Source organism: Georgenia sp. Z2081 (genome assembly GCF_055326445.1).
In genome coordinates this window covers 245,873-272,654 of sequence record NZ_JBUZNK010000003.1, presented here as the reverse complement: position 1 = coordinate 272,654, position 26,782 = coordinate 245,873, and the positions used below count along the sequence as shown (strand labels likewise).

The window sequence follows — 26,782 nt, the reverse complement described above, 5'->3', positions numbered from 1 at the left end:
GTGACAGGTGTTCTCAGGCCGCGAGTGCGATCTGAGTGGTCATGATGGTCTCGTACTCGATGGGGGTCAGGCGACCGAGCCGGTCCTGTCGCCTTCGGCGGTGGTAAGTCCGTTCGATCCAGGTCACGATCGCGATCCGCAGCTCGGCCCGAGTGGCCCAACGACGGCGGTTCAGGACGTTCTTCTGCAGGAGCGAGAAGAAGGACTCCATCGCGGCGTTGTCCCCCGCGGAGGCGACCTGGCCCATCGAGCCCACGAGGTCGTGGCAGCGTAGGGCGGCCAGGAATCGGCGCGACCTGAATTGGGAGCCGCGGTCCGAATGCACAACGCAACCGGCGACATCACCGCCGCGGCGGGAGACCCCCGATACCAGAGCGTCGACCGCGAGGCGGGTCTTCATGCGATCGCTGATCGAGTACCCCACGATCCGTCCCGAGTAGACGTCCTTGACCGCGCAGAGATAGATCTTGCCCTCACCGGTGGGGTGCTCGGTGATATCGGTCAGCCACAGCTCGTTGGGAGCGGTGGCCGTGAAGTCCCGCTCGACGAGATCGTCATGGGCCGGCGGGCCGGGCCGCTTGCCGTTCGCGTTGCGCTTCTTGCCGAACACGCTCCACCACCGGTTGTCCCGGCAGGTCCGCCAGACCGTGCGATCACACGCGACGTGCCCCGCTTCGCGGGCCTCGTCGCCCAGGAGCCGGTACCCGAACTCGGGGTCGTCTCGGTGAGCGTCGAACAAGGCGTTCGCGAGGTAGGCCTGCTCGAGATCACGGTCGGTGACCGGGGTGGCGAGCCAGCGGTAGTAGGGCTGGCGGGCGAGCTTGAGGACCCGGCACGTCACCGCGACAGGGATCCTGTCAGCGGCGAGCTCCTTTACGAGCGGGTACATCATTTTCCCGGCAGGTTCGCCTGGGAGAGGTAGGCCGCTGCGCGGCGCAGGACCTCGTTCTCCTGCTCGAGCAGGCGGACACGCTTCTTCGCTTCGCGCAGCTCGGCGGACTCGCTCCGGGTCACGCCGGGGCGGTTGCCGTCCTCGACATCGGCGGCCTGTAGCCAGTTACGCAGGCAGGACTCGCTGATCCCGAAGTCTTTGGCGATGTCCTTGATCGGAGCGTCCCCGCGGCGGGCCACGGCCACGACATCGTCGCGGAACTCCTTGGGATGAGGTCTGGGCACGATCGACATCCTTCCAGCAGCACCTTCCGGCACCACAGATCAGGTGTCACCTATCCGTGCAGCAGACCCCTCCAGCTGAGCCTCGACTAAGGCGTCAGGATCGGGCGTGAGCCCACGCTTCTTGCCGACGTGGAGAGCAGCGAGCTTGTTGCGGGCACGGAGGACGGGGGCGACGGATTGCTGTGGCATGGATGCTCCTAGGAATCAGGAGCGTCTCTCTGCCACGAGACGACCTCACGTGAGGCCCGACAGGCGCGATACGACGCTGGTGTACTGCTGCATTACCGATCATGCCCCAGAGGGCGTGGACGGCGCACGCACCTATGCCGCTACTACGCAGACAGTCAGCTCTACAGCCGGTCCTAAGTGTGGTGCCCGGCACCTTGAGCCGGGTTCGATACATCTCGTAGGCGTCAGCCGTTTACACACATCGTTGACAACGTATACATACGGCTGTCACCCTTAAAGACATGACAGCCAACGATGCAGATACAACCCCCGCTGCAGCGCCCCCGTCCTTCGCCGAAGTCACCGTCGAAGGTCCAGGCATTTCCATTACCCGGCCAGTGGACGAGGCGACGATGTCCAACGTCATCGCCCTCCTGTTCGGCGCTGCCCCAATCGTGACCACTGGCCGTGGGCGAGGGGTTAGCCAGCCACTGCAGTCGGGAGACTCCGAGACCGGCGCGACGGCACAGTTGCCGCAGTGGGACGATCTCACGCTCGGTGAGTTCATCGACGAGACCGAAGCCAAGACGTTCGCTCAGAAGATCTGTGCAGCCGGGTACTACCTGATGCACGTTCAAGGTGCGGAATCCTTCACTAAGGACGACGTCAAGACTGCGCTCATCAACGCCCACGAAGACATGCCGGGCAACTACAACCGCGACTGGAGTAGCGCCGCGTCCAGCAGCCTCATCGCCGCACAGCATGGCGACCGCGAACAGTTCTACGTCCCCAAGACAGGACGGCGGGCGGTCGAGTCCAAGTTCCAGGACGTCCCGAAACGACGCGCTCCTCGACGGACGTCCCGGAAGACGTCTTCGAACGGTAATGGGGAACCTGCGTGACCGACACGTCCGTCGGCATCCGTGTGCAGAGGATGCCGATGGCCGACCAGACACTCATCCTCGCTTCGATCGCATCCGGGCGCTCCGAGGACGGCGGCTTCAGCGGGCGCGCTGTCACACAGTTGTTTCGCGACACATCACTACCTGCGCCCGCCAGGATCAGCAACGTCATCGGCGCTCTCGGGAAGTCTGGGCTCACCACGCCGGGCAAGGCACATGGGGCGTGGTTGATCACGCCGTTGGGACGGCAGCGTGTCGCGGAGCTCGTCGGTGACGATGCCACCGCTCTGCTCGCAGAGTCACTGCCAGGCGGCGCACACCTTGCCCATTCGCGGCATCCGCTTATCCCTTCCTCGCTTGCACCGCCTCAGCTCCTACGCCCGGTCGCCGAGTTCACGAAGTCCTCCCCCCCAGCCGCCCACGTCTTTGGGATGACGCGCTTCCCGGATGACGACGAGACACATGAGGACCCCGTCGCTCCGGCTCTGGAGGTGACTGGCGACAGTCTCGAAGCTCATGGACTCCGCTTCCTGCTCGCATCCCAGCGCGCTCTGGTTGATGACCTGTGGGGCAACGTTGCCGCCCACATGTGGGCGTCCAACTACGGGATCGCGTTCTTCGAGGATCGACGCGGCAGGGGCATGAACTACAACCTCGTCATCGAAGTGGGCGCGATGCTCATGGCCGGACGCCGTTGCCTGCTCCTGAAGGATTCCTCGATACCGAAGATGCCGACGGATCTGGTGGGGTTCATCTATAAGTCCGTTGACCTCGATGATCCCTCGACTGTTGCACGGGCGGTGCACGAGTGGGCGCGTGAGGACTTGGCGCTCGGTATGTGCGGGGACTGCTCACATTAGGGCGGTGACCTAACATCCTGGTTCCCTCCCTGCCTGTGTCGCCCCCGAGACGAGGACGTTGAGGCCGGCGCGGACCGATCCGTCGAGCACGCGGGCGGCGTGCGGGCTGAGTGATCCGCGCTGGACGAGGTCGTCGAGCGAGCGTGCCCGCACGAGGTACTTGCGGATGTTCACCGCCCAGTGCTCGCGCGTGATCTCGGGGATGACGACGTGCAGCCGTTCACCGCCGGGCAGTGCGGCGTCGACGAACGGCGAGGACAGGTCGATCCGTCGGCCGCTGGAGCGGAGCATGCGTTCGACGAGGTCCCGCACCTGCTGGGTGTCGAGCAGGACGGTGGTGAGCTCGGCCCGACCGTGCCGAGCCGCGAAGACCTTGCCGGGCTCGTTGATCCACAGCTCCTCGACCTCCGGGTCGTCGAGCAGGGCCTGGAGCGGTCCGAGGCCGACGACGGCGTCCATCACGTGCTTGACCGCCGCGTCGACGTCCGCCAGCGGGGGTACGAGCCCTCGGGTCGAGCGCTCCTCGAACTCGGCAGCAGCCGCGACGGCCAGTGTCCGGGTGGTGTCGGGCTCGCGCGCGGGGTCGATGTCCCGCCTGCGCACGAGCTCGCGCACCTCGGACTCGAGCAACGCCAACGGATCGGTCATCCTGCCCCCAAGAGATATGCGATCACGGACCGCCCGCCCTCGAACATAGGGCGGATCCGGATCGTCCGTGCCAGTTTCGCCCTCGAGCCTGCCCGCGGTCGGTGCTCGTCCACAGGATGCCCACCGATCGGCCCGATAGATCAGGCTGGGGCGCATGCAGACCGCGATCTCGATCCCCGACCTCGACTTCGAGCGCTTCGAGCGAGTGGCCGCGCGACACGCCATGAGCCCGTCGCAGTTCTTTCTGCGCGCCGGACGGCGGCTGGTCGATGAGCTCGAGGGCGAGGCGGAGCTGACGGCACTGGCGGATGCGGTGATCGAGCGGGTCGGGCAACCCGGCTCCGACAGCCCGTTCCTGGTCGAGTCGGAGCGCACGTTGCTCAGGAGCACCGGCTGGTGATCTCACACGGCGACGTCGTCCGGGTCGTCCCTGGTTGACCTCGCGGCTTCGTTCAGCGCGCCCGGGACCACCGGTCTCTATATTGATCAGGGTCGATACACGTTCCTGGGGCGGCGCGGCCCTCGCGCTGTCGCACGACGACGGGAGTCCGCATGAGCGAGACGGACGAGCAGACCTCCTGCTGCAGCCCCGACGGCAGCACCACCGGCGCAGCCGCGAGTACCTGTTGCGGCCCGACCTCCGAGAGCACCGCCACCACGCTGTCGCTCACTCCGGTCGCCGGGCTGCGCGAACAGGTCCGCGAGCGCTACTCGGCCGTCGCGACGTCGGGCTCCGGCTGCTGCGGGCCTGTCGAGAACGATCCCCGCTTCGGTTCCGGGTTCTACGACGCGACCGCCCTCGTCGACCTCCCCGCAGACGCCGTGGCGCTCTCCCTCGGGTGCGGCAATCCGGGTGCCATCGCCGAGCTCGCGCCGGGCGAACGAGTGCTCGACCTGGGCTCCGGAGCCGGCATCGACGTCCTCCTCGCGGCCCGCCAGGTCGGCTCGACGGGCCACGTGATCGGCGTCGACATGACACCCGAGATGATCAAACGGGCCCGCTCCAACGCACAGGCGGCCGGGGCGACGAACGTCGACATCCGCGAGGGCGAGATCGAGAACCTGCCCGTGGCCGACGCCTCGGTCGACGTCGTGATCTCCAACTGCGTCGTCAATCTGTCCACCGACAAGCCGACGGTCCTCGCCGAGACCTTCCGGGTCCTCACGCCCGGGGGACGGATCGCGATCTCCGACGTCGTCGCGGAGGACCACCTCGGCGCCGCCGAGCGCGCCGAGCGGGGCTCCTTCGCGGGCTGCATCGCCGGCGCCCTCTCCCGTAGCGAGTACCTGACGATCCTTCGGGACGTCGGCTTCGAGGACCCCGAGGTCACGTTCACCGGCGACGTCGCGGCGGGCATGCACAACGCCCTCGTCTCCGCAGGCAAGCCCCGGACCGCCTGAGCGGCGGCCGGCGGGCACTGGACGGCCTGAGCCCCGAGCACGGACGGGGGCCGCGCCCCGAGGATTCGCCGTCGAACCCTCTTGACCGATCGGTCTAGACTTGGACCGATCGGTCAACTTCGGGAGGGCACATGAACGCCAGCGACGACCACCCCAGCGACGGGGCCGCCGCCCTGCGCGTCCGCCGGCCCGCCCACAGCGTCGAGCGCCGCGCCGTGGCGATGTGGGCGCTCCGGGCGCTCGCGGTGTGGGGCGCGGTGCTCGCGGCGCTCCTCGTCGCGTACGGCCTGTGGGAGTCGGCGCGGCCGTGGCTGCTGGCCCCCGTCATCGCGGCCGGCGCGATGCTCCTCGCCCGGGTCGCCGTCGAACCCTGGTGGCGCTTCCGCGTGCACCGCTGGGAGCTGACCGAGCACGCCGCCTACGCCACCACCGGGTGGCTCGTGCAGGAGTGGCGGGTCTCCCCGGTCTCCCGCATCCAGACCGTCGACGCCGTGCGCGGACCGATCGAGCAGCTCCTCGGCCTGTCGACGCTGCGCGTGACCACCGCCTCGTCCTACGGCGCGATCAAGGTGCAGGGGCTCGACCGCGCCGTCGCCGAGGAGGCGTCCACGCGGCTGGCGAAGGCGGCCGAGCTCACCGAGGGTGACGCCACGTGAGCGAGCACCCCGCCTCCCCCGGCGATCGCCGGCCCGCGACGACGGACGGCGTCACGACCACCCCCGCGTCGGACGGGACGGAGCCGGTGGCCGACGCCCACCCGACGACGTCGACCCGCGAGCCGACGGACGAGGCGTCCGGCGATCCCGATGCCGTCGCGGCGTCGGACCCGACCCCGTGGCACCGGCTGAGCTACCGCGTGATCTGGGTGGACCTCGCGCGCAGCCTCGTCTCCACGCTGCCGGTCCCGATCGCGCTCGCGTTCGGCATCCGACCGGACCTCGGGGCGCTCTGGCCGTTCATCGTCATCGCCGCGATCGGCGTGGTCGGCGCCGCGGCCGACCTCGTGCGCTGGGCGTTCACGCGCTACCGCGTCACGCCGACCCATGTCGAGCGGCGCACCGGGGTCCTCGTGCGCTCGCACCGCACGATCCGGCGCGAGCGCATCCGCAGCGTCGACACCGAGGCGAGGCTCCACCACCGCCTCGGCGGACTGCGGGTAGTCGCCATCGGCGCCGGTCAGCAGACGGCAGCGGGAGAGTCCGCGCTGCGTCTCGACGCGCTCGCGACCGCCGACGCCGAGCGGCTGCGCGAGGAGCTCCTGCACACCCGGGTCCGGCCGGCGCCACAGGTACCCGACGGTCCGCCGCCCGCGGACGGACCCGAGCCCGCCGACGCACCGAAGCCCGCGCACGGACCGGAGCCCGCCGACGCCCCGAAGCCCGCGCACGGACCGGAGCCCGCCGACGCACCGGTGACCGACGAGGATCCGTCGACCGCCGACGACGGCCGCACGACGGTCCTCGCGACCTTCCGGGCGTGGTGGATGGTCTATCACCTGTTCAGCATCTGGGCGTACCTCATGGCCGCGGGCCTGCTCTGGGGCGGGTACTGGTTCGCGCTGACGTTCGGCGTCGACCTGCTCCAGATCGGCGGCCGGCTCGTCGACTGGTCCTCGCTCGACCTGGTCGCGCGGATCGCGCTCGTGGTCGTCGCGGGCGGGCTGGTCGGCGCGGTCGGGATGGGCATCAACTTCCTCACGAGCTTCTGGCGCTTCGAGCTGACCCGCGTGCGCTCGGAGGGGACGAGCTTCCTGCGCACCCGCCGCGGGATGTTCAGCACGCGCGAGGTCAACCGGGACGAGGCGCGCATGCGGGGACTGTCGATCGGGGAGCCGGTGCTCGGCCGGCTCATCGGCATGGCGGACACGAACGTAGTGACGACCGGCCTGAGCGTGTGGGACCCGTCCGAGCCCACGGCGATCCTCCCCCGGGGGCCGATCGGCGTGGCACGCCGAGTCGCGGGCGAGGTGCTCGGCGACCCGTCGCCGTTCGACGCACCCCTGCGCCGCCACCCGCGCACCGCCCTCGTCCAGCGTGTCCTGTGGGCGACCGGCCTCGCCGCCGTCGTGGCGGCGGCGGTGGCGACGCCGGTGCTCACCGGGGCGGTCCCCGCGTGGGTCGGCTGGCTGCCGGTCGGGGTCTGGGCGGTCGCGCTGCTCGGCGCGATCGTCGCCTACCGGGCCCTGGGGCACGCGATCTCGGGCGAGCACCTCGTGGTGCGGTCCGGGCTGACGACCCGCACCACGACCGCCCTGCGCCGCGACGCCGTGAGCACGATCGCCGTGCGCCGCTCGCTGCTGCAGCGCCGGCTCGGGCTGAGCACGGTCTCGGCCATGACCGCCGGCGGGTGGGGCGCCTACGAAGCCCACGACGTCGCCGCGGACGAGGCGGTCGACCTCGCCGTGCGCGCCGCGCCGGGCCTGGTCGACGAGCTCCTCGTCCCCGATCGAGCACGATGATCCGGTGACCACCGAGACGTTCACCGGGGCGGCGCGGCGCCGGCAGATCCTCGCCGGCGCGATCTCCGCCGTCAACGAGGTGGGCTACCCGCGTGCCTCGCTGGCCGAGATCGCCCGCCGCGCGGACGTCGCCAAGAGCGCCGTCGTCTACTACTTCGGCTCCCGCGACGCGCTGCTCATGCACGTCCTCGAGCACGTGTTCGGCCAGCTGGAGACCGCGCTCGCCGCCGCCGTAGCACCGCACGAGGGTCCGACGGCGCGGCTGCGCGCCTACGTCGAGGCCTACCTGCACCACCTCGACACGCACCGGCCGGAGATCTCGGCCGGCGTCGAGATCGCCGTCTCCCACCGCGACGCGAACGGGACGCCCGTCTACCTCGTGGTGAGCGACGAGGACTCGGCGCTCCTGCGGGGGATCATCGGCGACGGCATGGCGTCCGGCGAGCTGCGTCAGATGCCGCTCGACGTCGCCGTCTCGCTCGTCGAGCACCTCATCGACACCCCCACGACCCTCCTCGAGCGGGACCTCGACGCGGACCTCGCGCCCATGCTGGCCGAGATCCCGGGCCTCGTGCTCCGCGGCCTGGTGGCCGACTGACCGACCCGCGCGAAGGGCGCCGACGCGCCCGCCTCCCACGCAACACCGCGACTCGTCGACGACTTCCTGCCCGGCGGCGATCGCGCGGACGCGTGATCCGGCGGGACCCGGCACCCCGGTCGCCCGCTTGCCGTCGCTCGTCTCCCTGCAGTGGTCGAGGGCGGTCGACGAGCAACCTCCGCCTCACCACACGAGGATGCAGAACGGGTGCCCGGACGGGTCGGCGAGCACGTAGAGCGGCACGTCAGGGTCGTCCGTCCGGTCCATGATCAGCGCCGCGCCCAGCGCCTCTGCCCGCCCACGTTGGCGTTCGAGCTCGTCGCGGCCGGCGACCGTCAGGTCGAGGTGCATCTGCATCGGGACGTCGTGGGAGGGCCAGGTCGTGCGCTCGAGACGCTCGACCTCCTGGAACGCCAGCCGGTCGACCCCCGCACCATCCTGCAGGACGAGCCAGTCGGCAGTCTCCGGACCGCCGGTCGGCGGCTCGTCCCCGGGCCGGTACCGGTAGCCCAGAAGCTCGCGGGAGAAGTCGGCGAGCCCGCGCACGTCGGTCGTATCGATGGCAGTGAGTCGGATGGTCGGGTACTCGGTCATGGTCGCCTCCTCCCGCGATCGTCCTCCTCCGGCCACGACGTGGCAACGGGACGACTGCCGTGGTCGCCCCCGCTGCCAACCGGCGCCGGAGTGCGCTCGTCGGCGCACGCGCGCATCATCTTTACAGTGGCAACTTACCGGCAGTAAGTTATGGGGATGCACCCGAGCTACCACCACGGCGACCTTCGGCGCGCGGTCATCGACGAGGCCCTGCGGGTCATCACGTCGTCCGGCCCCGAGCAGCTCTCCCTGCGTGCGATCGCCGCCGCGATCGGCGTCTCGCACACGGCGCCCCGCCACCACTTCGGCTCTCGCGACGGTCTGCTCACCGCCATCGCCACCGAGGGCTTCGACGGCCTCGCCGATGCCCTGATCGCCACCCGCGAGGGAGGGGGGACGTTCCTCGACGTCGGCGTCTCCTACGTCGAGTACGGCACCTCCCACCCGGCGCACTTCGCCGTGATGTTCGCACCGGACCTCCTGCTCGACGACCCGGAGCTCGCACGCGCGAGCAGCCGGGCGTTCGGCGAGCTCCGCGGTGGCGTCGAGACGCTCGGCGCGGACGGGCGGGTCGAGGACGCGCACGCCGCCGTCGTCGCCGGCTGGTCGCTCGTCCACGGCCTCACCACCCTCGCCCTGACGGGCAACCTCGAGCGGGCCGACCTCACCGGCGGCCGCCCCGCCCCCGACCTCACCGACCTCGCCCGGCGCGCCGCCGGGATGCTCTACGGGTCGCCGACATGACCGATCGCGCGCCGTCCACCGCGCTCGACCGCCGGCAGTACCGACGAAAGGCCTGACCATGTCCGACACCGACGCGGGGATCGTCCTGCTCACCGTGGTCGCCATCGCGTTCGGCGGGAGCTTCCTCCTGCGGGTCGTCGGCGGCCGGGTACCCGCCAACGAGCTGCAGCGCACCTACTTCCGGGCCGGCCACGCCCACGCCGGCGTGCTCGTCATCCTCGGGCTCGTCATCGGCCTCTACCTGCGCGGCGCAGACGTGCCGGCCTGGTCCGAGGCCATGTCCGGCGGAGTCCTGCTCGGGGCGATCCTCATGCCGCTGGGCTTCTTCCTGTCCGTCGTCGGCAAGGATCCGCAGCGGCCCAACGCCATGCGGTGGTCGATCGCCGCGGGCGGCGTCGCCGTCGTGGTGGGCGTGATCGGGGCCGGTGCAGGGCTGGTCCTCGCCGGCTGATCACCCCGTCGCCCGGCCGCCGACCGGCCCGGTCCTTCGTCGAGGCGGCAGGCCCGACCGGCTCGGCCCTTCGTCGCAGCAGCAGCCCCGGCCGGCTCAGTCCTTCGTCATGGAGGCCGGCCCTACGGCCTCCGCCACGACGGCGAGCGCCTCCCCCAGCGCCGCCGCCTGCTCGGGGCCGAGCCGGTCGAAGACGTAGCTGCGCACCGCGGCGACGTGCCCGGGGGCGGCCGCCTCGACGACGCGCATCCCCTCGTCGGTCAGCGTCGCCAGGGTGAAGCGACCGTCGGCCGGGTCCGGGCTGCGCACGAGCCAGCCCGCGCGCGCCATGCGGTCGGCGACCCGGGAGAGGTGGGACAGCGTGAGGTTGGCGGCCGCCGCCACCTCGCTCAGGCGCCGGGAGCGGCCCGGTGCCATCGAGACCTGCGACAGGACGTGGTACTCGCTCGCGCTCAGGCCGGCGTCCCTGCGCAGCTGGGCGTCCAGACGGGCGGGCAGCCACGTCATCGTCGACCACAGCGAGAGCCAGGTCGCCATCTCGTCGGCCGTGAGCCAGCGCGGCTCCGAGGTGTTGTCCATCACCCGAGGGTAGCAATGAGTTGCCACGGAAAGTAATAGAGCGTACCTTTGTTTCCGTAGCAAGCGTTCCCGCCGGATCGCCCGCACCCGACCAGCGAAGGAGTCCCCATGACCCTCATCCCGCGCACGAACCTCGAGGTGTTCCCACTCAACCTCGGCACCAACACCTTCGGGTGGACCTCGGACCGCGAGGCCTCGTGCGCCGTGCTCGACGCGTTCGTCGCCGCCGGCGGCAACTTCATCGACACCGCCGACATGTACTCCTTCTGGGTCGACGGCAACGACGGCGGCGTGTCTGAGCAGGTCATCGGTGAGTGGATGGCTGAGCGCGGCAACCGCGCCGACGTCGTCCTCGCGACCAAGGTCGGCGGGCTGCCGGCCCGGACGGGACTCGCCCGGGAGAACGTCACGACCGCGCTCGAGGAGTCCCTGCGTCGCCTGCAGACCGACTACGTCGACCTCTACTACTTCCACTACGACGACGAGAACGTGACGATCGCGGACCAGGCCCGCCTCGCCCACGACCTCGTGGGGTCCGGCAAGGTTCGCCACATCGCCCTGTCCAACCACTCCCCCGAGCGCACGCGCGAGTTCTTCGAGACGGCCGTGCGCGAGGGGCTGACGGTCCCCGTCGCCATCCAGCCGCAGTACAGCCTCCTGCACCGCGCCGACGTCGAGAACGGCTACGGCACGATCGCCGCCGAGTTCGACGCCGCCGTCCTGCCCTACTCCTCGCTCGCGGCGGGCCTCCTCACCGGGAAGTACCGCGCGGCCGGCGAGATCGAGGGGGTGGCGCGCGCGGGCATGCTCTCCGGCTACCTCTCCGACGCCACCTTCGACGTGGTCGACACGCTCGTGGACATCGCCGGGGCCCGCGACGTCGAGCCGGCGACCGTGGCGCTGGCCTGGCTGCTCGCCAAGGGCGTCACCGCGCCGATCGCCTCGGCCAGCCGGGTCGAGCAGCTGCCGGCCCTCATGGCCGCGCCGTCGCTCATGCTCTCGGCCGACGAGGTCGCCCGCCTCGACGCCGCGTCGGAGCCGTACGCGCAGGCTGCCTGACCCGCTGCCGCTCCGGCCCGGCGACGGGCCGGGAACCGCGGCACTGACCTGAGCGGCCCCGGACGACCCCGTGTCGTCCGGGGCCGCTCGGTTCGCATGCGCTCGGCCGGCACCGGTCGGACGCGATCGGCGACGACCGCCGCGTGACGCCGACCTCGGAGGTGCGCTGGACCCGACCCACCGCGCACTATGGCCGACATGGACCGAGCAGGTGACCGCGACACGAAGTCGATCGCCCACGGCTATCGCCTCTTCGCGGAGCGTGAGGCGCGCGGCGTCTCGGCCGTCTACGAGGACTGGGCGCTGAGTGTCGCGGACGACGACGATATCCTTGACCTGCTCGCGGATCTGCCGCGCGGCAAGCGCCAGCCGAATCTCGTCCTCGCGGCAGCACGCTTCCACGGAGCCGCCGACACCGTGGAATCGTTCCGCCGGACGGTGATCGAACGGTGGGACGACGTACGGGAGACCGTCCTCGCTCGCGCGACCCAGACGAACGAGGCCGGGCGCTGTGCCGTCTTCCTGCCGTTCCTCGCGCAGCTGCCGGGTCCGCTCGCGCTGCTGGAGGTCGGTGCGTCCGCCGGGCTGTGCCTGCTGCCCGACCGATACTCCTACCGGTTCGGTCCGAACGCGGCCGGCCGGACAGCCGCGCTCGACCCGGTGGACGGGCGGTCACCGGTGGTCATCCCGTGCGAGCTCGACGGCATCGAGCCCCCGACGGCAATACCTGAGGTCGTCTGGCGCGCGGGGATCGATCTCGCGCCGGTCGACGTCGACGACGACGACGCGCGCACCTGGCTCGAGACGCTCGTCTGGCCGGGCCACGACGAGCGCCGCCGCCGGCTCGTGTCGGCGCTCGAGGTCGCACGCCGGGACCCACCGCGCGTGGTGAAGGGCGACCTGATCGACGCGCTCCCCGACCTCGCGGCGGAGGCTCCCACGGAGGCGACCCTCGTCGTCTTCCACACCGCGGTGCTCCCGTACCTGTCTGCCGAGGACCGGGCGCGGTTCGTCGACCTGGTCGGCGATCTGCCGGGCCACTGGATCAGCAACGAGGGCAACGGCGTGGCGCACCGGGTCGAGGTCGAGCCCGAGGCGGCCGGCCGTTTCGTCCTGGCGGTCGACGGAGCGCCTCGGGCACTGACGGACCCGCACGGGCGATCGGCCGCAGCCCTCCACAGATGAGCCCGGTTCGCACGCGATCGGCGACGACCGCCGCGCACCGTCTACCGTGTCAGCCGTGGCCTCGGACCGGAAACGACGACGCGCCTTCCGAAAGATCGAGGCCGGCGACGGCAGCGACCTCAAACGCTTTCGCTGGTGGCAGCTCTTCTTTCGATCGCTCCTCCACGTACGCCTCGGCGACGCGGCCGGTGAGTGGCCCGTCTGGTCCGTCGACCTCCGCCACGGTGGCGACTCCGACGGCGAGGTGCGGGCCAAGCTCTACCGTGACGGGAAGCAGCATGCCCGCTCCAAGCTCCCGGCGATGTTTCCCGTGCCCGGCGGCACGATCGAGGTGGTGACGAGCGGGTTCGGGCTGCGGCGCTGCCACTTCGTCGCCCACGACGGGACGGAGCAGCAGCTCGCGCCGGACCCCCGGTCGGCGGAGGGGCGCCGTGCGCGCCTGAATCGCGACCACCCGGTGGCGAGCCGCGCCCTCGGGGCCGTCTCGTGGATCGTGCTCGCCGTCGCGCTCGTCCTCGGCGTGCCGCAGCTCGTCCAGGAGTTCTCCCAGATCCCGCCCGTCGCCGACCGACTGGGCACGTTCACCTCACCGATCCAGCTCCCGGCCTGGTTCAACGTCTCGCTGCTGGTCGCCACGCTCCTGGCCAGCACCGAGCGGGCGCTCAGGCTGCGCTACCACTGGCTGCTCGACGGCGGGATCTTCGACGGCGACGTCTGAGATCGGCATCCCTGTCTCGGTACGGCGGCGACGCCGCGCGGAAGCACTGCCGCCCACCGCGGGCCAGGCGCCCGATCAGAGCTCGTCGATCACCAGCTTCCCGACGTGCCGCCGCTCGGCCAGCTCGGCGTGCGCGCGAGCGATGTCCGCGAGCGGGTAGGTCGCCGCGACGACGGGGCGCACGCGACCCGTGCGGGCGATCTCGACGAGCGCGGCGAAGTGCGCCGGCGTGTGCATGCTCGACCCGACGATCGTGCGGTTGTGCAGGTACAGGCGTCGCACATCGACCTCGATACGGTGACCGCCGAGCGCACCCGCGACGACCCACCGGCCGCCCTCCCGCAGGACCCCGACGCCCTCCGCCACGCCGGGCCCGGCGACGACGTCGAGAACGGCGTCGACGCCCCCCGGGGCGGCGGCCGCCACGGCCTCCCACAGGCCTCCCCCGCGGTCGACGACGGCGCGGGCGCCCGCAGACCGCACGGCGTCGAGCTTGCCCGCGCTGCTCACCGCCACGACGTCCGCCCCGCGCTCGGCGGCCAGCTGGACGAGCGCCAGGCCGACGCCGCCGGACGCGCCGGTGACCACGACCGTCTCCCCGCCCGTCACGCCGCCGCGCTCGATCATGCCGAGCGCCGTGCCGTAGGCGGTGGGCAGGGTCGCCAGCTCGGCGTCCGTCAGCGGGGAGTCGTCGACCGGGTGGGCACGCACGGCGTCGACCGCGACGAAGCCTGCGAACCCGCCGTCGCGCTCGCTGCCGAGCAGGCCGACCGGGTGCGCGTCGTCGGAGTCTGCGTCGTAGAGCGCGGGGTCGACGAGCACGCGGCGGCCGACGACGTCGGGGGCCACGCCCTCCCCGACCGCCGCCACGGTCCCGGTGACGTCCGCGCCCTGGATCCGCGGGAACGTCATGGGGCCGCGCCAGCCCGCCCGGGCGTCGGGGTCGCCCGGCAACCCGTAGGCGCCCTCGCGGGTCCACAGGTCGGTGTTGTTGAGCGCGGCCGCCCGCACGCGCACGAGCACCTCGCCGGGGCCCGGGCGTGGCACGGGCACCCGGGACAGCTCGACGGCGTCGGGACCCCCGTGGCGGCGCAGCACCGCCGCCGTCATCGTTTCCTCGGACATGTGACCTCCAGATGCCTCAATCTCACCGATCGGTGAACTAGTCTCGACGCTATGGTTCACACATCGGTGAGGTCAAGCCCGCCCGACCCGGACGCGCTGACCCCTGCCGCGCGGCGCATCCTCGACGCCGCGTCGCAGCTCTTCTACGACCGCGGGATCACGGCGGTCGGCGTCGACCTCGTCGCCGAGCGGTCCGGCGTCACCAAGCGCACGCTCTACGACCGGTTCGGCTCGAAGGACGCCCTCGTCGCCACCTACCTGCTCGCGCGCGACCGCCGGTGGCGCAGCGCGGTGGAGCGAGCGGTCGACGCCGCCGGCTCCGCGCGGGACCGGGTCACCGCCCCGTTCGACGCGCTGCTCGAGTGGTCGCCGGGCAGCTCGCGGGGGTGCGCGTTCGTCAACGCGCTCGCCGAGCTCCCCGACCCGAGCCACCCCGCCCACGCGGTGGCCGCCGACCAGAAGCGGTGGCTGCTCGACCTGCTCGAACGGCTCGCCCGGGAGGCGGGGCTCGCCGACTCCCGTGGGCTCGCGCTCACCCTGACCACGCTCCACGAGGGTGCGCTCACCCTGCGAGGCGCACTGCCGGCGGTCGGCGCGCCTGCCGCCGCCGCGCGCGCCGCACGAGCGCTGGTGGACGAGGCGGCATCCGTCACCGGACCGTGACCGGCGGCGCGCCAGCACCACCGGTCCGGCGGGCAGCGCCTACCGTGGGCGCGTGACTCGCTCGCCCATCGCGCTGGCTGCGCTCGCGACCCTGGCCGTGCCGGGGCTCGACGTCGTGGCCACCCGACCCCCGGTCCGCACCACCACCGACTTCCAGACCGTGGGGGTGCTCGACTCACGCGGTCACCACTGGGTGGTGCGGGCGCCACGCACGGCGGCCGCGGGCGCGTCCCTCGAGGGGGAGGTCGCCCTGCTCGAGCGGCTGGCCGAGCGGGTCGACGCACGCGACCTGCCGTTCGACGTCGAGCGGCCCGCCGGGTTCGCCACCCTCCAGGGCGGCGGCCGGGCGATGGTCGCCCGCGAGCTCCCCGGCCGCGCGATCGACCCGCGCGACATCGACGAGAGCCCCGAGCTGGCGGACCACCTCGGGCGTGCGCTCGCCGCGCTGCACTCCCTGGACACCGACCTCGTGGGCAGCGCCGGCCTGCCCGTGTACGACATGGCGACCTACCGGGCCCGCCGACTCACCGAGGTCGACGAGGCGTCCCGCACGGGCAACCTGCCCGCCGAGCTCGTGCACCGGTGGGAGGCGGCCCTGGAGGCGGACGACCTGTGGCCCGCCGCCTCGACGGTCGTCCACGGGGACCTCGACGCCGAGCTCGTGCGCGCGTCCGGGGACCGCGTGGTGGCGCTGTCCCAGTTCGGGGACGCGCACGTCGGCGACCCGGCGGAGGACTTCGCCTGGCTCGTCACCGGGGTCGACCCGGAGACCTTCGAGCAGGTGCACGGCTCCTACGCCCGCCACGCCTCGGCCCCCGACGACCCGTTCCTCCTCGACCGTGCGCAGCTCGCCTCCGAGCTGCTGCTCACGCGGTGGTTGATGTTCGGGCTGCGCACCCGGGACGACGCAGTCGTGGGCGACGCGCGTCAGATGCTCGCCGAGCTGGCGTCCGACGTCGCGGACGCACCGCCGATCGGGGCCGAGGTGCGCGAGATCCTCGCCGAGACGGCGGCCGCGGCCGCGCCGGTGACCGTCGTCGGCGCCGCAGCGGTCCCGGACGCCACGGACCGGACCCTCGACGGCGACCGGGCGAGCGAGGAGCCGGCTGACACCGCCGGTGCTGCCCTGCCCGCCGACGAGCGGTCCGTCGAGCGCTCCGAGGGTTCGACGCCCTCCGAGGCGGACGAGCCCGCCGCCGGTCCCGACGGCGCGGCGGCCGAGCTCGACACCGAGGCGTGGCCGGCGTTCGACGTCCACCCCGGCGAGTCCCCGGACGCGCCCGGCGTCCCGGAGCCGACCGCGGCGACGGCGGACCTCACCGAGGAGTACGAGCAGTGGCGCCGCGAGGGCCGCGAGCCGTAGGGCTACGCGTCGCGCGCGTCAGCTCCCGGGCCGGACCCCCCGCTCGATCGCGGACCTGATCCGCGCCTCGACCGCGGCCTCGTCGTCGGTCCGGGCGGGGATGGTCTCGGCGTGCAGCACGTAGTACAGGTGCGCGCGCACCTGGTCGATCGGTACGCCCTTCGCCCGCGACCACGCCAGCCGGTTGACGTCGAGCTGCAGGAGCTTCGCCGCCCGCTCGTCGGGCCCCGGCACCCGACCGGTCTTCCAGTCGACGATCTCCACGGTCCCGTCGACGTTCGCGTACACGGCGTCGATGCGGCAGCGCAGGACGAGCGGACCGACCGACACCTCGACGGCCTCCTCGACGGCGGTCGGTCGCCGGCTGCCCCACTCCGAGGACTCGAAGGCGTCCTGGAGTCGGCGGAGCTCGCGCTCGTCGACCGGGCCCCGGCCCGAGGCGGTGCCGGCACTCCCGCCGGCCCCGGTGGGTGCTCCCCCCTCGTCCGCGTCACCGTTGTCGGGGTCGAGCCCCAGGGCGCCACGCTCGGCGTCGTCGAGGTGGCCGGCCAGCCCGGTGAGGACCTCGGCCTCGAAGCGCCGCTCGACCCACTCGTGGAACCGCGTGCCGAGGTCGGCCTCGCGCCGCGGCGCCCGTGGCACGGGGCGCAGGATCTGCCGGGCGAACCATTCGGGGTCGCCCGCGAGCGAGACAAGACCGGTGGCGGCGAGGTGGTCGCCGAGCGGGACCTCGCCGCGGCGGGCGAGAAGCTCGTCGCGCTCGGCGAGCAGCAGCGCGGCGGCCCGGTCCCACCCCGAGGCACCCTCCCCGGCCTCGATATCCAGCGGCCCTGCCGACGCCGCGTCGACCGCGCGGGCGGCGGCGCGCACCCGACGGACCGCCTCCCCCTCGCGTCCGGGCGGCGGTGGCCAGGTGGCGACCCGCGCGCGCCCGATCTGCGTGTTCTCCTCCGGCGCATCGTCCGGGCGGTCGAGCAGGTGGCCCGTCAGCGGCTCGACCACACCGGCGTCGACGGCCTCGTCGAGGAACGGGGACCGGTACCGCTGCGTCTTCGTCTCCTTGGTGAAGCTCGCCCAGGTGAGGAGGAGCTCGCTCCGCGCGCGGGTGACGGCGACGTAGGCGAGCCGTCGTTCCTCGGTGAGCGCGTGCAGGCCGGCGGCGCGCCTGAAGTCCTCGAGGGCGTCGTCCATGCCGTGCTGGTCGGTCGCGTCGGCGAGCTCGAGCTTTGGGAGCCGGTCCGCGTCGCCGCGCACGCTCGCCGGGACGGAGCCGCGGTCGGTGAGCCAGGCGGAGTCCTTGGGGACGAACTCGGCGGGGTTCGCGAGGCTCGCGGGTACGGACACCTTCGGGAACGAACCGAGCGACAGCCCGGGGACGGCGACCACGTCCCACTCGAGCCCCTTCGACCGGTGCATCGTCATCAGCTGGACGACGCCGCGCAACGGGTCGTCGACCTCCGACTCGCCGGCCTGCGCGTCGGCCAGGCCGCCCTCCTGCTCCTCCGCGCGGTCGAGGTAGGCGAGGAAACCGGCGACCGTCGCGCCCTCGATGCCGTTCGCGTAGGTACCGGCGAGCCGCACGAGCTCGTCGAGGCCGGCGCGGGCGGTCGCCGGAGCCTCGCTCGACGCGGCGACGACCTCGAGGTCGAGGCCGAGCGCCTCGATCGCCACCCCGACGGCGTCGTGGACCGGTAGGCGCACGACCGAACGAATGCGGCCCAGCGCACGCGCCAGCCGCGAGAGCCGGTCGCGGGCGACGTCGGTGAGGGCGTGACCGGCCGAGGCCCACCCGTCGCGCGGGAGGTGGTCGATCGCCTCGGCGAGGGACTGCTCCTGCCGTGGGTCGATGGCCGTCTCCTCACGGTCGAGACCGGCCTCGCCCGCACTCTCGCCAGGCGCGTCGTCGGCGAGTTCCGCCGTGCCCGCCTCGGCGCCGTCGCGGAGCCCGAGCCGCGCCAGGTGCCCGGCCCACGCCCAGAGCGTGCGCAGGTCGGCCAGCCCCAGCCCGAGACCGGTGACGAGACGGACGAGCCGGTCGCCCCGCGTGGGGTCGACCGCGACGGCGAGCGCCGCGCGCACGTCGAGGATCTCCGGCCGGGTGACGAGCCCGCCGACCCCGACCACCTGACACGGCACGCCCTCGGCGCGCAGGGCGTCCTCGACGAGTGCGAGCTGGGCGTTGGTGCGGGTGAGCACTGCCGCCGTCGGGCCGGAGCCCGGCCTGCTCGCCTCGGCGGCGACGTGGGGCTCGTACCAGCGCTGCCGGAGCGCGAGAGCGAGCCCCGCCGCCTCCTCGCCGTCGGTGGCGAACCAGGCGCCCAGCACCGTCCCGTCCCCCGCGCCGGGCCGAGCGTCCAGGGTGGGCAGCCCGAGGCCGGAGCCCGAACGGAGCGGGCCGGCGATCGCGTTCGCGACGTCGAGGATCGCGTGGTCGTTGCGCCAGGACACCGACAGGTTCCGCACCGCCGCGGGCTCCGCGCCGCCGAACCGGGTCGGGAACTCCTCGAGGGCGGCGGCAGAGGCGCCTCGCCAGCCGTAGATCGACTGGTGCGGGTCGCCGACCGCCGTGACGGGCCACCCGCCGCCGAACGCAGCGGCCAGCAGGTCGGTCTGGGCCACGGAGGTGTCCTGATACTCGTCGAGCAGGACGAGCCGGTACCTCGCGCGGAGCTCGTCGCGCACCTCGGGGATCTCGGTGACGATCCGACGGGCGGCGTCGGCGATGTCGGCGAACGTGGCCACGCCGTTCGCGCGGCGCTCCTCGCGCAACGTCTGAACCATCTCGAGGAGCTCGACGCGGGCGAGGTGACTGGTGGCCACCGACCGCACCTCCGCGCTCGGTCCCTTCTTCCGCCCCGAGACCGGTGCCTCGAGCAGGGTCGACGCCGTCGCCGCCAGCTCGGTGCGCAGCGCCTCGGGCGTGACGTCGGAGGCGACGAGCGACATGGTCTGACCGTCGAGGTCGAGCACAGCCTTCACCAGGGTCGACAGCGCGGTGTCGGAGGAGTGGGCGAGCGGCCCGGTCCAGCCCGCGACGACCCGGTGGGCGAGCTCGTAGGTCTCGGCGGCGGTGATGAGGCGGGCGGTGGGGTCCAGGCCGAGCCGCAGGGCATGGTCCGTGTAGATGGCCCCGGCGAACGAGTCGTACGTGCTGACCTCGGGCCGCTCGGCCTCGAGGTCGTCGCGTGGTGCGGTCCGTCGGTGGCCGAGCGCCCGCCGGAGCGTGCCGAGCCGCTCGCGCAGGCGGACGTCGAGCTCGCCGGCCGCCTTGCGGGTGAACGTGAGGCCGAGGACCTGGTCGGGTCGCACGAGGCCGGCGTGGACGAGGTGGACGACCCGCAGCGACATCGTCTCGGTCTTTCCCGAGCCGGCGCCGGCGACGACGAGCTGGGGCGCCATCGGATGCGCCATGACGCCCGCCTGCTCCTCGGTCGGCGCGTAGCTGCTCCCGAGGAGTCGGGCGGTCCCGGCCGGCGTCACGGCCTGCGGCGTGCCGGGCTCGGTCATTCCGTCTCCTCGGAGGTGGTGGTCCCGCCGACGCGACGGCCGGCGGTCTGCAGCGGGCAGGAGGTGCGGACCTCGCAGAAGTCGCAGTACTTGTTCGTCCGGACGTGGACACCGGCTCCGGACATCTCGGTCACGGCGCGATCGACGAGCTCGTGCGCCCACGTGCCCCGGTCGGCGCCGAGGGCGTCCTGCTCCCGGATCGCCACGGACTTGTTGGGGGTGCCGAGGAAGACCAGCCGCGCGCCGGCGGGTTCCGCCCCCTCACCGCGGCGGTGCCGTTCGAGCAGGGCCGCCTGGTAGGCGCCGAGCTGGGCGTGCTCCTCGACCTCGGCCTGGCTGATGCCCTTGCCGGTCTTGAGGTCGGCGACCACCACCCGCCCGTCCGACTGGGTCTCGAGCCGGTCGATCTGCCCGCGGACGCGCGCCTCGCCCACGATCTCGTCGACGTCGACCTCCGTGGCGACCTGGACCGGAACGGCGACGTACTCGGCGAGCCGCTCGACGAGCCGCTCCGCCTTGGCCCGCTCCTGGTCGGCGGCGAGGCCCTCGCCGAGGTCGAGCTCACCGATCCGCTCGTGCAACGCGGACCGTAGCTCGTCGCGGCTGCCGGCCGGGTGCTGCTCGGCGATCTCGTGCACGAGGGTGCCGAGCGCCTGGCTGTCTGAGTCGCCGCCCCGCCCGCCGAACCGGGTGAGCGCCCACCGAAGTCCGCACGTGGTGACGGACTCGACGGCCGACGGGCTGACGGTGACCGGCTCGTCCGTGCTCCTCAGGGGCGCGAGCGTGCTCACCTCGTGGGCGAGCACCCACTCCTGCGGGTCCGCCCCTGCCACGCCCTCGGCGCGCAGCCGCGCGAGGACCCGGGCGGCGTCGGCGTCTCCCGGATCGTCGGCGAGGCGCCGGCGCAGCCGCGCGACGAGCTCACGCAGGTCCCGGGCCACGATCTGTTCCCGGTCCGCTGGCCGTGGCCGTGCGCCGGCGTCCGGAGCCGTGCGGGCCCCTGCGTCGCCGCGGTCGTGCGCGGCCGCGTCCCGCGCGAGGAGCTCGTGGAACAGCGAGGGGCGCGTGTCGACGCCATCGACGGCAGTGACGAGGAGCTTGCTCGTCGCGCGGGAGGTCGCGAGCACGAGCTGGCGCAGCTCGTCGTCCCGCACCTCCTTGCGGGCCTCGGTCCAGCGGTCGGCGCCGTCCCCGCGGCCGGTGACGACGTCGACGAGCGCCTGGCTGCCGAGGATCGTGTCGCGGCGGCGCATGTCCGGCCAGACGTCCTCCTGGAGGCCGGCGACCGCGACGAGGTCCCACTCCTGCCCGGCCGCCTGCGCGGGCGTGAGCACCTCGACGAGGTCGCGGCGGCCCGACTGGGCGGCGAGGGTGTCCTCGGCGACGCGCTGCTTCTCGACGCGGTCGACGAATCCGATCGCACCGGCCGTGGCGCCGCGCGCCTCGTACCGTTCGGCGGCGTAGAAGAGGGCGAGCACGGCGTCCAGGTCGGCGTGCGCCTGTGCGGCCCCGGCTCCCCCGTCGATCGCGCGCGTCTGCCACGGCTCGGCGAGGCCGGCCGCGTCCCATGCCGCCCACAGGACCGCCGTCGGTCCCTCTCCGGCGACGAGCGCGGTGCGCGTGCGCCCCACCACCCGCGCGACCCGCACGAGCGGGTCGGTCAGGGCTGCGGACATGGACCCGGGCAGGGCGGCGACGCCACCCTCGTCCACCGCCGCCACGGCGTCGAGCAGGACCGTGTCGGAGTCGACGGCGCCGCCGCGCGCCCCGCTCGCCGCCCGCAGCGTGCGCATGAGGCTGCGCAGGCCCACCGGGTCCGCACCGCCCACGGACGAGAGCATGAGGTCGCGCAGCGCCCGGCCCGTCGGCCCCTCGGCGGCCACGCGCACGGCCGCCAGGAGGGGTCGCACGGCAGGCTCGTCCCGCAGCGCACCCAGTCGACCCGGGGAGACGGGGACGCGCCGGGCACCGAGGAGCGCCCGCATCGAGCTCGCCTGACCGCTCGTCCGCACGACGACGGCGCACCGCCGGTACGGCAGGCCGTCGACGAGGTGGGCCTGGCGCACGGCGTCGGCGACGGTGTCGGCCTCGACGGCCGCGGAGCTGAGTGTGCGTACCTCGACGGCGGGCCACGGCTCGTCGCGGTCGGCCGTACGGCCCGCGTCTCGGTCGGCGTCGATCCCCGACGCCCCGGGATCCGGTGCAGGAACGGCTCCTCCTCCGGCGACCGGCGATCGCCGACGCGCCAGACCGGGCCCGCCGGCGGGCAGCCGCTCGGTCAGCCGGGCCACCGCGGCGCGCAGGCCGCGCGTCCCGCGGTGCACCTCGGGCAGGAGCCGGACCTGGGCGCCGAACCCCCCGTCGGAGAAGTCCGACGTCGCCTCGGCGACCAGGGTGGGGCTCCCGCCCCGGAACGTCTGCACGGCGACGTCGGGGTCACCGAGCAGGAGCAGCCGCGCACCGTCCCGGACGAGCACGCGCAGCAGGCGCGCGGTCGAACGGGTGACGTCCTGGTAGTCGTCGACGACGACGAGGTCCCACCGCGGCACGGTCGGTGCACCGGCGGTCCCGGCCGGGACGCCGGTCGGTGGTACGTGCCAGGAGTTGAGGACGAGCGCCGCCTCGTCGACGAGTCGCGCGGAGTCGTAGCGCCGATAGCGGCGCTCGGGGCCGAGTCCCACGGCGGGCGCCTGCTCGTCGGCCGCGTCCTGAGCGCCGGTGCTGTCGCGGTACTGCTCGAGGACCGCGGCCACCGCGGCCCACTCGGGCCGGTCGTGGTCGGCAGCGAGACGCCGGAGGTCGTCGGGCTCGAGGTCGAGCTCGCCCGCGCGCGCCAGGATGTCCCGCAGCTCGTGCCGGAAGGCGTCCAGCCCGAGCGCCTCGGCGGGTACGGACGCAGGCCACCCGGGTGACGTGACCTGCCCCGAGTCGTGCGCATCGAGCAGCTCCGCGAGGATGCCGTCCTCGTCGGGGCCGGACAGGAGAGCGGGCTCCGGACCGCCCCAGTAGGCGGCGTGCTGCCCGAGGAGCGCGAACGCGAAGGAGGTCGGCGTGACGACCTGCACCGCGGCGTCGTGCGCCCCGGTCCGGTGGGCGACCTCGTCCCGCAGACGACCGGCCACGCGCCGGGACGGTGTCAGGAGCGCGACGCGGCGGCCCGCGCGGGCCGCCTCGACGACGGTCTGCACGGCCAGCGTGGTCCGCCCCGCGCCGGGGGCGCCGAGCGTGAGCAGGTGCGGGCCCGGGCCGGCCGCCAGCTCGTCCGCGACCGACCGGGCCACCTGGCTCAGCGGCACCTCGACGGGCTCGGGAGCGGTGTCGAGGCGCAGCCGAGGACGGACCGGGGAGGACATGCCGTCATGCAACCACGCAGGTCCGACATCCGCGGTGCGCCCGTGGGTCGACGTCCGGTTCGCCCGGTCGGCGGGTGCTCGGATCGGTCGCGCTGCGGCAGGCCGACCGGCGCAGCGCCCGGCCCCCCGCCCGCTGCGGGCTCTACTCCTCGGCCACCCAGGCGTTGGGGACGCAGTCCTGCAGGCTGATCGACTGCTGGACCATGACCGGGGCCGGGTCGCCCGGCGCGGGGCAGTCCACGTGCTGGTACCCCAGGAGGTGACCGACCTCGTGGTTGACGAGGTACTGCCGGTACTGCGGCAGCGTCCCGCCGGCCTCGAGGAACGGCTCGATCGACTCCCCGAACCGGTCGGCGTTGAGGACCGCCCGGCCGTTGCGGCCGCACGAGTAGATGCCGCCGACGTCGAGCGGCTCGCACAGCTCGATGCTCAGCGGCCCGTCCGCGAGAGTGACACCGAAGTCCGCGTCCTCGCCGTCGACGCGCTCGAACGCCACCGAGCCGTCGTGGCCCCAGCCGCGGTCGTCGTTGAGGGTGTCCAGCACGTAGTCGGCGAACGCCTCGCGGTCCACCGGCAGGCCGCGCTCGACCTCGACCCGCACGCTGTAGGTCCGCTCGGCCTCGCGCGGCGCCGGATCGGTGCCCGCCACCACGCGCAGGGAGCCGGATCCCTCCGCGGCCACGAGATCGCCCCGGATCCCCGCGCCGTAGGCGTCCTCGTCCACGCCCTCGGGCAGATCGACGTCGGTGTCCCCGGCCCCGTCGGCCGCCGTGCCGTCACCGTCCGTGCCGTCGGGGACCTGCACGAGCTCGAGCAGGGTCGGTTCGTCGTCGTCGGGCAGCAGCGGTCCCGGGCGCGCGGCCCACGCCGCGCGCAGGTCCACGTCGCTGCCCGCGGCGTGCTCGTCCGCGACCGTCGGCGCGGCGAGGAGGGGCGACGAGACCAGCGCGGCGCACGCGAGAACGCCGAGAACGGTCGGGAGTCGTCTGGAGTCGGACATCGCCGACCAGTCTGGCAGCCGGGCCCCGACCTGTCAGTGAGCGCCCTTACGATGGAGCAGCACCACCTCGGTGACACGCTTCCCAGCACGAGGCCCGCCGCGAGCGGGCCGGACGGAGGAACATCAATGCAGGTCACGATCGGTATGCGGTCGAGCATGCGCGACGTCGTCGTCGAGATCGACTCCGACGAGGAGGCCTTCGTCGCCTCCGTCCGTGAGGCGCTGGCGTCCGACTCGCCGCTCGACGTCACGGACTCCAAGGGCAAGCGGTTCCTCGTGCCCGCCGCCGCGATCGGGCACGTCGAGATCGGCGCGGTCGAGGACCGCCGCGTGGGGTTCGGCCTGGGCTGAGTCCCGTCCCACTCCTCCGGTCCCGCCGAGCGGCGCCGGGAGGAGTATCGTCGAGGGGTCCCGGCTGACCGGTCGTTGTTCCTGCGAATCCTCGGGCGCCCAGCGCCCTGCACCGTGTGCGATCGGCTGCCCGCGCCAACCCGGCGCACCGCCGACCGAAGAAGGATCATGACCACCCCTGCCACCTCGGGCGTCGTCGACGTCTCCGGCGCCCACGCGCCCGTCGAGACCGACGCCGCCACCCCCGACATCACCGATGCCGACACGCCCAGCGTCCCGGCCGAGCAGACGTTCGCCGACATCGGCGTCGCGGAGCCGATCGCCGGCGCCCTGCGCGACGTCGGCATCACGCACCCGTTCCCGATCCAGTCCCTCACCCTGCCCGTGGCGCTCAAGCGCGCCGACATCATCGGCCAGGCCAAGACGGGCACCGGCAAGACGCTGGGCTTCGGCATCCCGCTGCTGCAGCACACCCTCGCCCCGGGCGAGGACGGCTACGACGAGCTGCTCGACCCCGGCGCCCCGCAGGGTCTCGTCGTCGTGCCCACCCGTGAGCTGGCCAAGCAGGTCGCGGAGGACCTCGTCGCCGCGTCCCGCCGCCGCTCCGTGCGGATCGTCCAGGTCTACGGCGGCCGCGCCTACGAGCCGCAGATCGCCGCGCTCGAGGCCGGCGTCGAGGTCGTCGTCGGTACGCCCGGCCGGCTCATCGACCTGCTCAAGCAGAAGGTGCTGCGCCTGAGCGCCGTGTCCACCGTCGTGCTCGACGAGGCCGACGAGATGCTCGACCTCGGCTTCCTGCCCGACGTCGAGACCCTGCTCTCCCGCACGCCCGCCAACCGGCACACGATGCTGTTCTCGGCCACGATGCCGGGCGCGGTCGTCGCGCTCGCGCGGCGCTACATGACGCGGCCGACGCACATCCGGGCCCAGGACCCCGACGACACCGGCGCGACGGTCAAGGCCACCCGCCAGGTCGTCTACCGGGCGCACGCGATGAACAAGGTCGAGATGCTCGCCCGGATCCTCCAGGCGCGCGAGCGCGGGCTGACCATCGTCTTCACGCGCACCAAGCGCACCGCCGCCAAGGTGGCCGACGACCTCGCCGACCGCGGGTTCGCGTCGGCCGCGATCCACGGCGACCTCGGCCAGGGCGCCCGTGAGCAGGCGCTGCGCGCGTTCCGCACCGGCAAGGTCGACATCCTCGTCGCCACCGACGTGGCCGCCCGCGGCATCGACGTCGACGACGTCACGCACGTCATCAACTACCAGTGCCCCGAGGACGAGAAGATCTACCTCCACCGCATCGGCCGTACCGGCCGCGCGGGCAACTCGGGCACCGCGGTGACGTTCGTCGACTGGGACGACATCCCGCGCTGGTCGGTCGTCAACAACGCGCTCGGCCTGGGCCTGGCCGAGCCGCCGGAGACGTACCACACCTCCGAGCATCTCTACGCGGACCTCGACATCCCCGAGGGCACGGGCGGCACGCTGCCCCGCTCGGCCCGCACGCGCGCCGGGCTCGGCGCGGAGGAGGTCGAGGACATCGGTGAGACCGGGAAGTCCGCGGGCTCGCGGCAGAGCTCGCGCCGGTCCGACGGCGGGCGCGGTGACGGCGCCCGACGCGACGGGCCGCGCTCCGGCGGTAGGTCCGAGGGCGGTCGGCCCGACGGCGCGCGTTCCCGGCGCTCCGGCGAGCAGGACGGCCGGTCCGAGCGCTCCGGCGGCGAGGGCGGGTCCGGCCGACCCAGGCGGCGGCGTCGCCGTCGCACGGGTGGTTCCGCCGGCGGCGGTCAGGGCGCCAGCGCCCCCGCCTCGACCGACTGAGCCCCGGCCGGCCCGGAGCGGTTGCCCCCGAGGCTCCCGCTCCGGGCCGCGCTCC

The 26,782-nt window shown here is 73.4% G+C and carries 24 protein-coding genes; 16 read left to right on the top strand and 8 right to left on the bottom strand.

The annotated features are described in order from the left end of the window. Nucleotides 1-13: 13 nt before the first annotated feature. Nucleotides 14-1,176 (bottom strand): IS3 family transposase gene (locus ACZLKG_RS07040; protein ID WP_463648325.1). Its coding sequence is split into 2 segments (ribosomal slippage): nucleotides 14-895 and nucleotides 898-1,176, totalling 1,161 coding nucleotides; the frame shifts between segments, so codons are not numbered across the junction. 470 nt (nucleotides 1,177-1,646) lie between these two features. Between ACZLKG_RS07040 and ACZLKG_RS07035 the strand changes: the two genes are divergently transcribed. Continuing rightward, nucleotides 1,647-2,246 carry a hypothetical protein gene (locus ACZLKG_RS07035; protein WP_463648324.1) on the top strand — a complete coding sequence of 200 codons (600 nt, stop codon included), beginning with the start codon at nucleotides 1,647-1,649 and terminating at the stop codon, nucleotides 2,244-2,246. Beyond that, entirely contained in the window at nucleotides 2,243-3,106 is an 864-nt protein-coding gene (locus ACZLKG_RS07030; RefSeq protein ID WP_463648323.1) for a hypothetical protein, read from the top strand. Before ACZLKG_RS07035 ends, ACZLKG_RS07030 begins: the two co-directional genes overlap by 4 nt. Before the next feature lie 9 nt (nucleotides 3,107-3,115). Here the strand turns inward: ACZLKG_RS07030 and ACZLKG_RS07025 are convergent, their stop codons facing one another. Continuing rightward, entirely contained in the window at nucleotides 3,116-3,754 is a 639-nt protein-coding gene (locus ACZLKG_RS07025) for a hypothetical protein (protein WP_463648322.1), read from the bottom strand. 154 nt (nucleotides 3,755-3,908) lie between these two features. On the opposite strand from ACZLKG_RS07025, the gene ACZLKG_RS07020 reads away from it, so the two are divergent. From ACZLKG_RS07020 to ACZLKG_RS07000, 5 genes are all read left to right on the top strand, one after another. Then, nucleotides 3,909-4,154 (top strand): CopG family transcriptional regulator, encoded by a 246-nt coding sequence (locus tag ACZLKG_RS07020; protein WP_463648321.1) that lies wholly within the window; start codon nucleotides 3,909-3,911, stop codon nucleotides 4,152-4,154. A 152-nt stretch (nucleotides 4,155-4,306) separates the two neighbouring features. Continuing rightward, nucleotides 4,307-5,155 (top strand): arsenite methyltransferase, encoded by an 849-nt coding sequence (arsM, locus tag ACZLKG_RS07015; protein WP_463648320.1) that lies wholly within the window; start codon nucleotides 4,307-4,309, stop codon nucleotides 5,153-5,155. A 131-nt stretch (nucleotides 5,156-5,286) separates the two neighbouring features. Continuing rightward, nucleotides 5,287-5,811, top strand: a complete 525-nt coding sequence (locus ACZLKG_RS07010) for a PH domain-containing protein (protein ID WP_463648319.1) — start codon at nucleotides 5,287-5,289, stop codon at nucleotides 5,809-5,811. Beyond that, nucleotides 5,808-7,613, top strand: coding sequence for a PH domain-containing protein (locus tag ACZLKG_RS07005; RefSeq protein WP_463648318.1), 1,806 nt, complete (start codon nucleotides 5,808-5,810; stop codon nucleotides 7,611-7,613). Before ACZLKG_RS07010 ends, ACZLKG_RS07005 begins: the two co-directional genes overlap by 4 nt. 4 nt (nucleotides 7,614-7,617) lie before the next feature. Next, a complete protein-coding gene (locus ACZLKG_RS07000; protein ID WP_463648317.1) occupies nucleotides 7,618-8,211 on the top strand; it encodes a TetR/AcrR family transcriptional regulator in 594 nt (197 codons plus the stop codon). Between the two features lie 183 nt (nucleotides 8,212-8,394). On the opposite strand, the gene ACZLKG_RS06995 is transcribed toward ACZLKG_RS07000, so the two are convergent. After that, on the bottom strand, nucleotides 8,395-8,805 hold the full coding sequence (locus ACZLKG_RS06995) for a VOC family protein (RefSeq protein WP_463648316.1): 411 nt from the start codon (nucleotides 8,803-8,805) through the stop codon (nucleotides 8,395-8,397). A 156-nt stretch (nucleotides 8,806-8,961) separates the two neighbouring features. On the opposite strand from ACZLKG_RS06995, the gene ACZLKG_RS06990 reads away from it, so the two are divergent. Both ACZLKG_RS06990 and ACZLKG_RS06985 read left to right on the top strand, forming a co-directional pair. Next, entirely contained in the window at nucleotides 8,962-9,549 is a 588-nt protein-coding gene (locus ACZLKG_RS06990; RefSeq protein WP_463648315.1) for a TetR/AcrR family transcriptional regulator, read from the top strand. Between the two features lie 58 nt (nucleotides 9,550-9,607). After that, nucleotides 9,608-10,000 carry a hypothetical protein gene (locus ACZLKG_RS06985; RefSeq protein ID WP_463648314.1) on the top strand — a complete coding sequence of 131 codons (393 nt, stop codon included), beginning with the start codon at nucleotides 9,608-9,610 and terminating at the stop codon, nucleotides 9,998-10,000. A 96-nt stretch (nucleotides 10,001-10,096) separates the two neighbouring features. On the opposite strand, the gene ACZLKG_RS06980 is transcribed toward ACZLKG_RS06985, so the two are convergent. Beyond that, nucleotides 10,097-10,579, bottom strand: coding sequence for a MarR family winged helix-turn-helix transcriptional regulator (locus tag ACZLKG_RS06980; RefSeq protein ID WP_463648313.1), 483 nt, complete (start codon nucleotides 10,577-10,579; stop codon nucleotides 10,097-10,099). A 108-nt stretch (nucleotides 10,580-10,687) separates the two neighbouring features. On the opposite strand from ACZLKG_RS06980, the gene ACZLKG_RS06975 reads away from it, so the two are divergent. The 3 genes from ACZLKG_RS06975 to ACZLKG_RS06965 all read left to right on the top strand — a co-directional run bounded on the left by ACZLKG_RS06975 (nucleotide 10,688) and on the right by ACZLKG_RS06965 (nucleotide 13,541). After that, the gene (locus ACZLKG_RS06975) at nucleotides 10,688-11,638 is read left to right on the top strand and encodes an aldo/keto reductase (protein ID WP_463648312.1); all 951 of its coding nucleotides are present in this window, start codon (nucleotides 10,688-10,690) and stop codon (nucleotides 11,636-11,638) included. A 198-nt stretch (nucleotides 11,639-11,836) separates the two neighbouring features. Next, nucleotides 11,837-12,823, top strand: coding sequence for a DUF2332 domain-containing protein (locus ACZLKG_RS06970; protein ID WP_463648311.1), 987 nt, complete (start codon nucleotides 11,837-11,839; stop codon nucleotides 12,821-12,823). A gap of 55 nt (nucleotides 12,824-12,878) precedes the next feature. Beyond that, a complete protein-coding gene (locus ACZLKG_RS06965) occupies nucleotides 12,879-13,541 on the top strand; it encodes a hypothetical protein (RefSeq protein ID WP_463648310.1) in 663 nt (220 codons plus the stop codon). Nucleotides 13,542-13,616: 75 nt separating this feature from the next. Here ACZLKG_RS06965 and ACZLKG_RS06960 read toward each other — a convergent pair whose 3' ends face one another. After that, nucleotides 13,617-14,666, bottom strand: coding sequence for a zinc-binding dehydrogenase (locus tag ACZLKG_RS06960; RefSeq protein WP_463648309.1), 1,050 nt, complete (start codon nucleotides 14,664-14,666; stop codon nucleotides 13,617-13,619). 51 nt (nucleotides 14,667-14,717) lie between these two features. On the opposite strand from ACZLKG_RS06960, the gene ACZLKG_RS06955 reads away from it, so the two are divergent. Together ACZLKG_RS06955 and ACZLKG_RS06950 are read left to right on the top strand one after the other, a co-directional pair. Next, nucleotides 14,718-15,329: a TetR/AcrR family transcriptional regulator gene (locus ACZLKG_RS06955; protein ID WP_425708205.1), complete on the top strand. Its 612-nt coding sequence runs from the start codon at nucleotides 14,718-14,720 to the stop codon at nucleotides 15,327-15,329. Nucleotides 15,330-15,381: 52 nt separating this feature from the next. After that, nucleotides 15,382-16,692 (top strand): phosphotransferase, encoded by a 1,311-nt coding sequence (locus tag ACZLKG_RS06950; RefSeq protein ID WP_425708206.1) that lies wholly within the window; start codon nucleotides 15,382-15,384, stop codon nucleotides 16,690-16,692. Nucleotides 16,693-16,710: 18 nt separating this feature from the next. On the opposite strand, the gene ACZLKG_RS06945 is transcribed toward ACZLKG_RS06950, so the two are convergent. The 3 genes from ACZLKG_RS06945 to ACZLKG_RS06935 form a co-directional block, all read right to left on the bottom strand. Next, the gene (locus tag ACZLKG_RS06945; protein WP_425708207.1) at nucleotides 16,711-20,199 is read right to left on the bottom strand and encodes an ATP-dependent helicase; all 3,489 of its coding nucleotides are present in this window, start codon (nucleotides 20,197-20,199) and stop codon (nucleotides 16,711-16,713) included. Next, nucleotides 20,196-23,552 carry a PD-(D/E)XK nuclease family protein gene (locus ACZLKG_RS06940; RefSeq protein ID WP_425708208.1) on the bottom strand — a complete coding sequence of 1,119 codons (3,357 nt, stop codon included), beginning with the start codon at nucleotides 23,550-23,552 and terminating at the stop codon, nucleotides 20,196-20,198. The genes ACZLKG_RS06945 and ACZLKG_RS06940 overlap by 4 nt, the downstream gene beginning before the upstream one ends. Before the next feature lie 142 nt (nucleotides 23,553-23,694). Further along, nucleotides 23,695-24,552, bottom strand: coding sequence for a DUF3152 domain-containing protein (locus ACZLKG_RS06935; RefSeq protein ID WP_425708209.1), 858 nt, complete (start codon nucleotides 24,550-24,552; stop codon nucleotides 23,695-23,697). A 126-nt stretch (nucleotides 24,553-24,678) separates the two neighbouring features. Here ACZLKG_RS06935 and ACZLKG_RS06930 point away from each other — a divergent pair, with 126 nt between their 5' ends. Beyond that, the gene (locus ACZLKG_RS06930; RefSeq protein WP_425708210.1) at nucleotides 24,679-24,903 is read left to right on the top strand and encodes a DUF3107 domain-containing protein; all 225 of its coding nucleotides are present in this window, start codon (nucleotides 24,679-24,681) and stop codon (nucleotides 24,901-24,903) included. A gap of 168 nt (nucleotides 24,904-25,071) precedes the next feature. Continuing rightward, the gene (locus tag ACZLKG_RS06925; RefSeq protein ID WP_425708211.1) at nucleotides 25,072-26,727 is read left to right on the top strand and encodes a DEAD/DEAH box helicase; all 1,656 of its coding nucleotides are present in this window, start codon (nucleotides 25,072-25,074) and stop codon (nucleotides 26,725-26,727) included. Nucleotides 26,728-26,782: the final 55 nt, after the last annotated feature.